The organism is Pseudomonas sp. A-1, assembly GCF_004801855.1.
Lineage (GTDB): Bacteria > Pseudomonadota > Gammaproteobacteria > Pseudomonadales > Pseudomonadaceae > Geopseudomonas.
Genome location: NZ_SSTC01000009.1, coordinates 40,344 through 52,524, shown reverse-complemented (window position 1 = coordinate 52,524; position 12,181 = coordinate 40,344). Strand labels below are relative to the sequence as shown.

10 protein-coding genes are annotated in these 12,181 nt (G+C 65.3%); 5 read left to right on the top strand and 5 right to left on the bottom strand.

Annotation, left to right across the window (positions count from 1 at the left end):
* Positions 1-12 precede the first annotated feature (12 nt).
* The 3 genes from E5198_RS03090 to E5198_RS03080 all read left to right on the top strand — a co-directional run bounded on the left by E5198_RS03090 (position 13) and on the right by E5198_RS03080 (position 4,788).
* Entirely contained in the window at positions 13-1,257 is a 1,245-nt protein-coding gene (locus E5198_RS03090; protein ID WP_256658958.1) for a DUF1302 family protein, read from the top strand.
* Between the two features lie 69 nt (positions 1,258-1,326).
* Positions 1,327-2,160 (top strand): outer membrane lipoprotein-sorting protein, encoded by an 834-nt coding sequence (locus tag E5198_RS03085; RefSeq protein WP_136488551.1) that lies wholly within the window; start codon positions 1,327-1,329, stop codon positions 2,158-2,160.
* Between the two features lie 18 nt (positions 2,161-2,178).
* The gene (locus tag E5198_RS03080) at positions 2,179-4,788 is read left to right on the top strand and encodes an RND family transporter (protein ID WP_136488550.1); all 2,610 of its coding nucleotides are present in this window, start codon (positions 2,179-2,181) and stop codon (positions 4,786-4,788) included.
* 67 nt (positions 4,789-4,855) lie between these two features.
* Here E5198_RS03080 and E5198_RS03075 read toward each other — a convergent pair whose 3' ends face one another.
* The gene (locus E5198_RS03075) at positions 4,856-5,275 is read right to left on the bottom strand and encodes a MerR family transcriptional regulator (RefSeq protein WP_136488549.1); all 420 of its coding nucleotides are present in this window, start codon (positions 5,273-5,275) and stop codon (positions 4,856-4,858) included.
* Between the two features lie 228 nt (positions 5,276-5,503).
* Here E5198_RS03075 and E5198_RS03070 point away from each other — a divergent pair, with 228 nt between their 5' ends.
* Positions 5,504-6,088: an NAD(P)H-dependent oxidoreductase gene (locus E5198_RS03070; protein WP_136488548.1), complete on the top strand. Its 585-nt coding sequence runs from the start codon at positions 5,504-5,506 to the stop codon at positions 6,086-6,088.
* Positions 6,089-6,174: 86 nt separating this feature from the next.
* Here the strand turns inward: E5198_RS03070 and E5198_RS03065 are convergent, their stop codons facing one another.
* The 3 genes from E5198_RS03065 to E5198_RS03055 form a co-directional block, all read right to left on the bottom strand.
* Entirely contained in the window at positions 6,175-6,579 is a 405-nt protein-coding gene (locus E5198_RS03065) for a hypothetical protein (protein ID WP_136488547.1), read from the bottom strand.
* 66 nt (positions 6,580-6,645) lie between these two features.
* Positions 6,646-7,125 (bottom strand): VOC family protein, encoded by a 480-nt coding sequence (locus E5198_RS03060; RefSeq protein ID WP_136488546.1) that lies wholly within the window; start codon positions 7,123-7,125, stop codon positions 6,646-6,648.
* Between the two features lie 232 nt (positions 7,126-7,357).
* Positions 7,358-9,040, bottom strand: coding sequence for a 2-isopropylmalate synthase (locus E5198_RS03055; protein ID WP_136488545.1), 1,683 nt, complete (start codon positions 9,038-9,040; stop codon positions 7,358-7,360).
* A gap of 305 nt (positions 9,041-9,345) precedes the next feature.
* On the opposite strand from E5198_RS03055, the gene E5198_RS03050 reads away from it, so the two are divergent.
* Complete coding sequence (locus tag E5198_RS03050; RefSeq protein ID WP_136488544.1) at positions 9,346-10,110, top strand: helix-turn-helix transcriptional regulator; 765 nt, start codon at positions 9,346-9,348, stop codon at positions 10,108-10,110.
* A gap of 440 nt (positions 10,111-10,550) precedes the next feature.
* On the opposite strand, the gene E5198_RS03045 is transcribed toward E5198_RS03050, so the two are convergent.
* Complete coding sequence (locus E5198_RS03045) at positions 10,551-12,020, bottom strand: NAD(P)/FAD-dependent oxidoreductase (protein WP_136488543.1); 1,470 nt, start codon at positions 12,018-12,020, stop codon at positions 10,551-10,553.
* Between the last annotated feature and the right edge of the window lie 161 nt (positions 12,021-12,181).

Genomic DNA, 12,181 nt, shown 5'->3' with positions numbered 1-12,181 from the left:
TGCCGCGGTCTGCTGGCCGTGCTGGCCGCATTGTCGTGCCAGGCCACCGCGGATTCGCTCTACCGGGAGGCCGAAGTGGGCCTGGCCAGCGCGCTGCGCCTGCATGGCGAAGACCGGGTCACGCAGAAGGAGGTCTACTTCAAGGCCAGCCTCGAGGACAGCTGGGACAGCGGCTACTACAAGGCCAAGGGGCGGATACGCTACGACGCCCGCTACGACGGCAACAATCCCTATTCGGCCCAGGCCCGCGACGAGTACCGCCTGGATGCCGACTGGCGCCACCTGTACTGGGGGCATTACCTCGGCGCAGGCGAGCTGACCGTCGGCTGGCAGCAGGTGGTATGGGGGCGCGCCGACGAGCTGCGCGTCCTCGACCAGATCAACCCGCTGGACTACCGCGAGGGGGTGACCGCGCTGCTCGAGGAAAGTCGCATCGCGCTGCCCATGGTGCGTTACATCCGGCCGCTCGGCGACTGGGAGCTGGAGGCGCTGTGGATCACCGGCTTCGAGAAGAACCGGCCTCCCGCGGCTGGCAGCGAATTCGATTCGCCGCTGTTCGCCAAACCGCCTGCCGATACCTTCCTGGTCGACTCGACGCCCGACTACGACGGTGCCGACGGCTTCGCCTACGGGCTGAGCGGCAACGGCCGGCTCGGCGACGTGGACGTCAGCGCGGTGCTGCTCAATGCCCGCCAGCAGGACCCGGTGTACGCCGTCGAGGGCCTGGCGGCGGATGGGCGGATACGCCTGGAGCGGCAGTTTCCCCGCTACACCATGGTCGGTACCGGGCTCGCGCTCGATGCCGGGCACAGCATCGTGGTGCGCAGCGAGGTCGCCTACTTCGACAACTGGCGCCTGACCAACCCGACGTGGGACTTCGGCAGCGACGAAAGCCCGCTGGTCAAGGCACTGCTCGGCGTCGACTACCTGGTCCGCGACTGGATGATCTCCGCGCAGTGGCAGGAACAGCAGGTTCTCGACTGGCGCGCGGGCATGCTGCTGGAGCGCCGCGAGCACCTGTTCACCCTCTCGGCGGAGGGCTCGCATGCCCAGGACCGTCTGAAGAGCCGGCTGGTGGCCGCCTTCAGTCCACCGGCCGGGGACGATGCGCTGCTCCAGGCGATTCTCACCTACAAGCCGGTCGACTGGCTGAAGCTCGGTCTCGAGGCCGACCTGTTCTTCGGTCGCCAGGGCGGCACGTTCGGCAGCTACGACCAGCGCGACCAGTTGCGCTTCTCGGCCGGATACCTGTTCTGACCCACCCCTGCTGCCCGCCGCCTGCGAGGCACGGCGGTGCGGCATTTCATGAATTTCGAGGAGTTACCCATGTTGCCGATACTCAAGAAACTCACCCTGGCCGCTCTCGTCACCGCCAGCGCGGCCGCTCAGGCCGAGCCGCCCAGCGCCGACGAGATCGTCCGTCAGGTCCGCGAGCGGGACGACGGCCACAGCTTCATGTCGGAAGTGTCGCTGATCCTGCACGACAAGAAGGGCAATACCCGGGTGCGGACCTTCACCTACCTGCAGAAGGACTACCCCGAAGGCGACAGGTTCTCCATGTTCTTCACCTCGCCCAACGACGTGCGCGATGTCGCCTTCCATATCGAGAACCCGCAGGAGGTGCTCGGCAAGGAGGACAGCCAGTGGATGTACCTGCCCGTCAGTCGCCAGACCCGGCGGATATCCACCACCGACAAGCGCGGTTCGTTCATGGGCAGCGAGTACTCCTATGCCGACCTGGACAAGATCCGGGTGAACGACTATCGCCAGACCCTGCTCGGCGAGGAGCAGATCCAGGGGCGCGACTGCCATGTGATCGAGCGCGAGCCGGCTTCCCCGCAGGTGCTCACGAAGACCGGCTACAACAAGCTCAAGGTGTGGATCGACAAGCAGAACCATCTGGTGATGCGCCAGGACTTCTTCGACGTGAAGGGCGTGCTGATCAAGCAGATGCGCACACTCAAGGTGGCCAAGGTCGATGGCATCGACAGCATCATGCTCAGCGAGACCGAGCATTTCATCGACGGAACCCGCTCGGAGATGCGCTTCGACCGGCTGCAGTACAACGTCGAACTGGATGATCGGCTGTTCACCCAGGGGGCGATCCGCCGCGGGCTGAAGTCCGGGGACGTGCCCGGGTTCGTCTCCTCCTCCCTGTAAGCGGCGGTTCGGATAATCATGGAAAGATACCTGGACTTCGTCGAACGCCATGCTAAGGGGATCATCGTCCTGCTGCTGGCGATCACGGCCTACTTCACCTACGTGCTCGGCGCGCTGACCTCGGACACCAACCCCTACCTGCTCAAGGAGTCGCATCCGGCGCGCAAGACGATCATCGACCTGCAGGGCGAGTTCACCGGCACCTTCGACTCGGTGATGGTGGCGCTGCACAATCCCGACGGGGTGTTCAACCGGGACACCCTCAACGCCCTGCATGCGCTGTCCCAGACGGCGCGCAGGGTGGTGCTCAGCAACGAGGAGGACGCCCTCGAGCTGCAGCGCATCGCCCAGCTGCATGCCGGGGATGCGCGGGTCCGTGAGCTGGTCGACGCCATACTGATCGACGGCCTGGCGCAGAACGACTACCAGACGGCCAAGGCTCTGCGTGAGCATGCCCGCAGCCAGAACTGGAAGCCACGGGAGCAGCATTTCATCGACTTCCTGGCCGAGCGGGTCAACCCGATCCGCGAGATGGCCTCGATGGGCGACTTCGAGAACATCCTGCTGACCGACGACGGCGAGCTGCTGATCCACAAGACCCTCAGGGCATTCGACATGGATCCCTCCCGGGTCGAGTCGGAGATCATGGGCAACGAGCTGATGGTCGATGGCGTGGTTTCGCGCGACAAGACCGTGGCCCTGCTGGTGGCCGAACTCGGAACCCGTCAGGACGACGCCGAGGCCCAGTTGCGGGCCTACCGGATCTTCCGCGACATGGTCGCCGACTATCAGGCGCAGCACCCGGAGTTCAAGGACGAGGTGTTCATCGCCGGCATGCCGATCTTCATCGCCGCACAGCAGGAGATCATCGACCATGATCTGGCATTGCTCTTTCCGATCGTGTTCGTGCTGATCAGCACCCTGCTGGTGTGCTTCTTCAGGAAGCCGCTGGGGCTGCTGCTGCCGTTGCTGAACATCCTTTTCTGCACCATCTGGACGCTCGGGCTGATGGCCCTGCTCGAGGTGCCGGTCGACCTGCTGACCAGCGTTCTGCCGGTGTTCCTGTTCACCATCTGCTGTTCCGATGCCATCCACGTGATGGCCGAGTACTACGAGCAGAAGTACGCCGGACAGAGCAACCGCGAGGCCAACCGGGCCACCATGCGCCTGATGATGATGCCGGTTGTGCTGACCACGGTGACGACCATCGCCACCTTCCTGATCTCCACCGCCACCAACATCGTCAGCATCCGCAACTTCGGCGTCTTCATGTCGGTCGGCCTGGCGGCGGCGCTGGTCATATCGCTGCTGCTGATTCCGGCCTGGATCGCCGTGTGGGGCAAGGACGGCATGCTGGAGCGGCGGGACGGTCAGGACTCGTTGCTGTCGCGACTGCTGGTCGCCGGCTGCGCCTGGATGATCGAGCGGCGCAGGGCCATGCTCTGCGCGGTCCTGCCCATGCTGGCCACGATGGCGGTGCTGACCTTCTCGGTCGCCATCGAGGACTCCGGCATCGCCTACTTCAAGGAGGGCAGTCCGGTACGCGTTTCCGACGAGTTCATCAACCGCAGCCATGTCGCCGGCACCGCGCCGGGGTGGATCGCCATCGACAGCAAGACCCCCAGGGGCGTGCTCGATACCGAGGTGGTGCAGTTCATCGACCGCCTCGATCGTTTCCTGCGCGAGCAGCCGGAGGTGAGTTACGGCTATTCGCTGGCGACCTACATCAAGCGAATGAACCTGGTGCTCAACGACATGGACCCCGCCTATCTGCGGGTGCCCGAGGCGCGCGAGACGGTCAGCGTGGTGGACGAGGAGGGGCGCCGCGAGACCTTCGAGGTCGATGGCAATGCGCTGATCGACCAGCACGTGATGCTGTTCGAGAATGGCGGCGGCTCGGATCTGACCAATGTTCTCAACGCGGACTATTCCAAGGCGGTCACTCTGTACACCATGACCTCCTCGGTGGCCAGCGACTACCGCAGCCTGCTGGCGCGTCTGGACGCCTGGCTGGCGGTGAACAAGCCGGCCCATCTGGAGATCACCCATGCCGGCACACCGATGATCTGGACCGGGGTGCTGGACGAGATCACCCGGGGCCAGGTGCTCAGCTTCACCCTGGCGGCGCTGGTGGTGACCCTGATGATGATGTTCTCGCTGCGCTCGCTGCGCCTGGGGCTGCTCGGCCTGTTCACCCTGCTGGCGACCTCGGCGAGCCTGTACGGCGCCATGTTCCTGCTGGACATCGAACTGAACATCGGCACCGCACTGGTCACCTACCTGGTGGTCGGGGTCGTGGATTATGCGGTGCACCTGCTGTCGCGCATCCGGCTGTTCGTGCAGCAGGGCGTCGATATCGATAGCGCCATCCTGCGCTCCATGCACAGTGTCGGGCGTTCGACCGTGGTCAACGTGGTGATTTTCTCGGTCGGCTTCCTGGCTCTGCTGTTTTCCGACTTCAAGCCGGTGGTCGATCTGGGCGCCCTGGTGGCGCTGGCGCTGCTCGTCAGTGGCGTGATGACCATTCTGGTCATCACGCTGACTGCCCCATGGTTCTTCGCACCGATCGCCGCGCGCGCGGCGTCGGCCTCCATGGCGCATGAGCCGGGTGGCGTGGTGCCTGCCTAGCGGCAGGGAGGCTTGCTCCCCCGGGGCTCGGGGTGGGCAGGCCTCCGCTGTCCGACGATTCGCCTCATCAGGTTCCCAAGCTCTGTGGGTGCGCCGGTTTTTTTTCCGCCGGGCGCGAGGCACGCAGGAGGTGGCATTCCTCCCGGGCATCCTGCAGATCCTTCTCGAAAGCCTGCAACCCGGCGTGCAACTGCTGGAGCATGTCTATCTGGGTCGTCAGTTCCTGTTTCTTCCGGGCGATCTCCTGCTGTGCCCGCTCCCAGGGAAAGTCGCGGCCGCCGTAGTCGGCGAGAATGCCCTGCAGCTCCTTGAGCTTGAATCCCAGCTGTTGGGCGCACTTGATGAAACGCAGGACATCGACGTTTTCCTGATCGTAGACCCGATATTTCCCCTCGCGCGGCGCTTGGGGAAGCAGGCCTATCTTCTCGTAGTGGCGAATGCTCTTAACGGTTGTTCCCGATAGCTTGGCTGCTTTTCCTATGTACATCCTGACAACTTCCATTTGTGTTGCGAACGCTGGGCGGTTGCCCGTGCAGGCGGGCATCTTCCGGGAATCGCAGGCGAGCTGTCGCGGGGCGATGGCAGTTCCGTCGAGCAGATCACAGCCGGGAAGTCATGGGGAAGGGGCCGGCGCCCCTGGCGGGGCTTGACTCTACCGTCCGGGGGAGACTTTAGCCTTGGGGTCTTTCCACCGCCAAGTAACGAGCCGTACTCCGTGAGCAAGAAAATTCTGCTGATCCTCGGCCACCCCTCTTCCGACAGTTTCTGCGGGCATCTGGCCGATTCCTACCTAGCCGGGGCGACCCAGGCCGGTTGCCAGGTGCGCCAGCTGCGCCTGAGCGAACTGGACTTCGACCCGATACTTCACGAGGGCTATCGGAAGGTGCAGGAGCTGGAACCCGATCTGAGCAAGGCGCAGCAGGACATCCTCTGGGCCGAACACCTGGTGTTCGTCTATCCGACCTGGTGGGGGGCCATGCCGGCGCTGCTCAAGGGCTTCATCGATCGCATCTTTCTGCCCGGCTTCGCTTTCCGCTATCGGGACAACTCGAAGTTCTGGGACCGGCTGCTGGTCGGGCGCTCCGCCCAGTTGCTGGTCACCATGGATACCCCCCCCTGGTACTACCGCTGGGTGTTCCGCATGCCCGGTCACCAGCAGATGAAGCGCACGATCCTCGAGTTCAGCGGACTCAAGCCGGTCAAGGTGGCCAGTTTCGGTCCCATCATTCACGCCACGCCGCGGCAGAAGGCCCGCTGGGTGCTCGAGGTCCGCGAGCTGGGGCTGCGCAGCGGGCTCTGATTTCACTCCTTGGGGCGCTCCAGCGGTTGCGGCTCGGGGATATGGCCAAGGGTGCCCGGCCTTGCCGGCCGGACGCCCCTCGGCATTCAGCGCAGCACGAATGCCTCCAGCTTCGGCGCCGCCATCTCATCCTTGAAGCGCTGCTGCGACCACGGCCAGGTGTTGGGGATGCCCTCGGCATCCAGATACCAGCTGTTGCAGCCGGAGCCGAACACCGTCTTGCGCGCGGCGTCCTTGCGGGCCACGTCGTAGGCGTCCAGCGCGCTCTGCGCGGCGCTCACCTCCTGGCACTGGCCGCTGCGCACCAGCTCGATCAACTGGGCGATGTAGCCCCACTGCAGCTCGGCGATGTCGATCAGCGAGAAGTTGCCGACCGGCCCGGTGGGACCGTTGAGCATGAAGAAGTTGGGGATGGACACCGCCAGGTAGGCGGTCGGCCCCTGGGCCCAGGCTTGCTCCAGGGTGTGGCCGTCGCGGCCGGTGATCTGCATCGGGCCTGGATGAGCGCACTCTCCTGATGAAGGCTCAGGAATGCACAATGACTGCCTGGGACTGGGTTACCCCTTCAGCGCCGCCTCGATCGCCGCGATATCGATCTTGCGCATGGTCATCATCGCGTCGAAGGCGCGCTTGGCCGCTGCACGATCCGGACTGGCAATCGCGGCCGTCAGAACGCGCGGCGTGATCTGCCACGACAGGCCCCACTTGTCCTTGCACCAGCCGCATTCGCTCTCCTGGCCACCGTTGCCGACAATCGCGTTCCACAGGCGGTCCGTCTCGGCCTGATCGTCGGTCGCGACCTGGAACGAGAACGCCTCGCTGTGCCTGAACGCCGGCCCGCCGTTTAGCCCGAGGCAAGGGATGCCCATCACCGTGAACTCGACGGTCAGGACATCGCCCTGCTTGCCCGCCGGATAGTCGCCAGGCGCACGATGAACAGCCCCCACCGCGCTGTCCGGGAAGGTCGCGGCGTAGAAGGTCGCAGCGTCCAGCGCGTCGTTGTCGTACCAGAGGCATATCGTGTTCTTGCTGGTCATCTTGGTGCTCCACGGTTGGGGCTGAGACATGGATATTAGCCGCGTCACTGGCATGGAGCGGCGGCAGGGCAGGTCGTTTGCCGGCTCTGCTGGGGCATCGCCGTGCATCATGAGCTGATCTTCGGTGTCGTGACCGGCAGCTGTCGGCCAGCAGCGGCCGGAATATAAATCAGTCCCCTTTCCTCTCTGTAGCTGTCAAAGGCCTTTGGAGGCGACTGACGCGCGATCTAGCTCAGCGTCCGGCCAACTGCGCCAGGCCGTCGTCGAAGCGTGATACCGCGACGAGCAGCGCCTGGATCGACGCAATGACGATGTTCGCGTGGCTGCCGGCACCGAAGCGCGAGCCGGCCACGTCCGGCCAGGCCACCTCGACCAGCGCCAAAGCCTGGGCTCCAGCAGCACCACCCAAACTGTGCTCCTCGTAGCCGTCGACTCGGATGGGCAGGCCGAGGGCGGCCACCGCCGCGTCGATCGGGCCGTTGCCCACGCCCTGCAGATTCTGTTGGCGGCCGTTAGGCAGCGCGATCTTCAGCACCACACCCTGGCCGGCGCCGTCCTCGAACAGCTGGTGGCCGATATAGACCAGATTGCCACCGGGGCGCGCCGGCGCCAGATAGGTGCGCTGGAATAGTTCCCAGAGCTCGGTGCTGGTCAATTCTGTCTCGCTGCTGTCCGCCATTTTCTGCACAATGGAGCTGAACTCCACCTGCATCCGCCGCGGCATCAACACGTCGTGGTCACGCTGCAGAAGGTAGGCGATGCCGCCTTTGCCCGACTGGCTGTTGACCCGCACGATGCTGTCATAAGTGCGTCCCAGATCCTTGGGATCGATCGGCAGGTAGGGCACCTCCCAGAAACACTCCGGGTTCTGTGCGGCGAAACCCTTGGCGATGGCGTCTTGGTGCGAGCCGGAGAAGGCGGTGAACACCAGGTCACCGGCATAGGGATGGCGCGGGTGGATCGGCAACCCGGTGCAGGCTTCGGCGACCCGCGCCACGCCGGCGATGTCGGAGAAATTCAGGCGTGGGTCGATGCCCTGGGTGTAGAGGTTCAACGCCAGGGTTACCAGGTCGAGGTTGCCGCTGCGCTCGCCATTGCCGAACAGGCAGCCTTCCACGCGCTGGGCGCCGGCCAGCAGCGCCTGCTCGGCGCAGGCCACGCCGGTGCCGCGATCGTTGTGCGGGTGAACCGAGAGCACCACGTGCTCACGGCACTCCAGGCGCTCGTGCATCCACTCGATCTGGTCGGCGAAGACGTTCGGCGTCGCCACTTCCACAGTGGTCGGCAGGTTGACGATGATCGGCCGGCCGGGGCCGGCGTCCCAAGTGCGGATGGCTGCGTTACACATGCGCAGCGACACCTCCAGCTCGGCCATGCAGAAAGTTTCCGGGGAGTACTGCAGCACCCACTCGGTCTGCGGGTGCGTGGCCACCTTGTCCTTGAGCAGCTGCACGTGACGCACCACCAACTGCTCTACTTCGTCCACCGAGAGGCCAAACACCAAGCGCCGCCAAACCGGGGCGATGGCGTTGTACAGGTGCACGATCACCCGCCGCGCGCCGGCCACGGCGCGCACGGTCTCGTCGATCAGGTCCTCGCGCAGCTGGGTCATGACCATGGGCGTGACGTCATCGGGAATGCCGCCCTCGTCGATCAGCTGGCGGATGATCTCAAAGTCGGTGCGCGAGGCGGCCGGGAAGCCCATCTCGATCTCCTTGAAGCCCAGCCTCACCAACTCGCCGAACAGGCGCAGCTTGCGCTCTCGGTTCATCGGCTCGAACAGCGCCTGATTGCCGTCACGCAGGTCGGTGGACAGCCACACCGGCGCTTGAGCGATGCGGCGCGAAGGCCAGCGGCGATCGGGCAGGTCGATGCCGGGAAAGGGACGGTACTTGGTTTGCGGATTGCGGAGCATGGGTCGGACCTCGAACGGGATAACGGACGGTGCCGATCTCCCCTGCCCGCCATGGCGGGCTGTTCAAGGCCGGGATCTGGGGGAGATCGCAAGTCGCCGCCGTACGCGCGGCGACAGACCCCGGCCGAGGCTCAGGGCGAGTAGCGTTAGCGGGGGAAGCGGAGCGTTCATGGCGGGGTTCCGGTGAGACATGTGCCTAGCATAGGCAGCCGCACACCTGGATATTCACGGCAAATGGTCCGTCGTTATCGCCAAATGGTCATTCCTGCGGCTAAGCTGGCCGACCGCGCACCCTGGACCCGCCCATGGTCGACCACAGCCACCAGCCCTACGAATCCCTGGCCATGCCGGTCACCGGCGTCGCAATCGACTACCCCAACGGCCATCAAGTGCCCGCCCACAGCCATCCGCGCGCGCAGTTAATCTATGCCATCTCCGGGGTGCTGGTGGTGGAGACCCCGGCGGGCCGGTGGGTCATACCGCCGACCCGTGGCGTCTGGCTGCAGGCCGGCGTCGAGCACTCCCTGCGCATACGCGGCGCGGCGTGCATGCGCAGCTTGTTCGTCAACCCCGACGCCATCGACGGCCTGCCCACGGGCAACTGCGTGATCGATGTGTCACCACTGCTGCGCGAGCTCATCCAGGCCGCTACCCAGGTGCCGTCGCAGTACCGCGCGGACAGCCGGGACGGCCGCCTGATGCGTTTCCTCCTCGACGAACTGCGCAGCCTGCCGGTGCTGCCCTTCCACCTGCCTTGGCCGGACGACGAACGCATAGCCCGGGTCTGCCGCGCCCTGGCGCAGAACCCGACGCTGGAAGGCGGCGCCGAGCACTGGGCGGAACAACTAGCTATGAGCCCGAAGACCTTCCACCGACGCTTCCTTCGCAGCACCGGCATCACCTTCGGCCGCTGGCGCCAACAGGTGCGCCTGCTGCTCTCGCTGGAAGCCCTGGCCGAAGGCCTGCCGGTGCTGCAAGTGGCCCTGCAGCACGGCTACGACAGCCAGAGCGCCTTCGCCGCGGCTTTCCGCCGGCAGTTCGGCGTTTCGCCTTCGAGCTTCTACAGCTGAACGTCTGAACGCAGCGCAGAGACTCTGGATATTGTTGGTGAATGCCTGAAGCCATCTGGGCGATCTTTCGATAGAAGGTAGCCTGTGTGCGTGACCCTCATCGCGAATGCGTTGGGTGTCGCCCTGAATCGCCCGTGATTTTGTAAATACTCGATGACCGCTTCTGGCCGCTTGCTGCCAGTCGCGCCTGTGGCATTGGTCAACCCGAATGCGATCCGTGGCCAAGCCCAAGCAAATTGGCTGTCAGGCGAGGAGCAAGACCGCGCCAGCCTCTGACGCACTGGCCATGATTGCCGGGACTGGCGTTTCGAGGAGACGGGAGGGGGGCTGCCTGCCCGCTGCGATAAGCGGACGGGCAGGGAGCTGAAGTGCCCCTTGGGAGTTGGCCAAACCGAAACGGGCGTCCCGTCCAGTCGGCGGGACGCCCGTTTATCTCCCGCTCAGCGCAGCACAAAAGCCTCCAGCTTCGGCCCCGCCATCTCATCCTTGAACCGCTGCTGCGACCACGGCCAGGTGTTCGGGACGCCCTCGGCGTCCAGGTACCAGCTGTTGCAGCCGGAGCCGAACACGGTCTTGCGCGCGGCGTCCTTGCGGGCCACGTCGTAGGCGTCCAGTGCGGGCTGCGCGGCGCTCACCTCATTGCACTGGCCGCTGCGCACCAGTTCGATCAGTTGGGCGATGTAGCCCCACTGCAGCTCGGCGATGTCGATCAGCGAGAAGTTGCCGACCGGCCCGGTGGGGCCGTTGAGCATGAAGAGGTTGGGGAACTCGGGGATCGAGATCGCCATGTAGGCGGTCGGCCCCTTGGCCCAGGCCTGCTCCAGGGTGTGGCCGTCGCGGCCGGTGATCCGCATCGGGCGCATGAACTGGTCGGGCTTGTAGCCGGTGGCCAGCACCAGCACGTCCAGCTCGTGCAACTGGCCGTCGCGGGTGCGCACGCCGCCGGCCTCGATGCATTCGATGCCGGCGGTGACCAGCTCGGCGTTCGGATGCTGGATCGCCTGGTAGTAATCGGGCGAGTAGATCAGCCGCTTGCAGGCGGCGCGGTAGGTGGGGAGCAGCTTCTCGCGCAACTCGGGATCGCTGACGCTTTTTTCCAGGTTGTCGCGGGCGATGGCCTCGATCTCGAGGATTTCCGGCGAGTTGGCGTCGAGCACCGCGTTGGTGAAGCGCTCGACGTTGGCCAGGTAGGTTTCCTCGTTCTGCATGCGCTTGAGCAGGGCGCGGTCGGCGCGGAAGGCGGCCTTCTGCTCCTCGCTGTAGAACGGGTTGTCGACCGGGAAGATCCACTGCGCGGTGCGCTGGAAGTGCTTGAGCTTGCCGGCGCGGGCGGCCAGCGCGGAGACGATCTGCACGCCGGTGGAGCCGTTGCCGACGATGCCGATGCGCCGGCCGTCCAGCGAGATGCTGTGGTCCCAGCGGGCGCTGTGCAGCAGGTCGCCCCGGAAGCTGTCCAGGCCGCGCAGGCTCGGGGTGTTGGGATGGTGCAGCACGCCGGTGGCGGCGATGACGATGTCGGCGCTGTCGGTGAGGCCGCTCTTCATCTCCAGCTGCCAGCGGCCGTCGACGAACTCGCAGCGGACGATTTCCTCGTTGAAGCGGATCAGCTCGTCGACCCGGTACTTCTGCACCGTGCGCTCGAAATACTCCTGGATTTCCGCGCCCGGCGGCAGGAAGCGGCTCCAGTCGGGGTTGGGCTCGAAGGAGTAGGTGTAGGCGTGCGAGGGCACGTCGCAAGTGAGGCCGGGGTAGGTGTTCTCGCGCCAGGTGCCGCCGATGCGCGAGGCCTTCTCGTAGATGGTCACGTTGGCGAAGCCGGCCTCGCGCAGCTTGATGCCGCTGAGAATGCCGGCCATGCCGGCGCCGATCACCACCACGCGCAGGTCGGGTCTTGCTGCTGTGTTGTTCATGGTCACACCCTGTTCTTGTTGTTCGGTGGGACCAATCTAGGGGGTTGCCGGCGGCTCTACATGCTGTGTACTTGCTAGTCCGATCGGACAGTATCGGCGGTATTTTGCTGCTGTTTATCCCTGATGGCAGGGGGATGCCCGCACGCAAGCGCCGGTGCGCG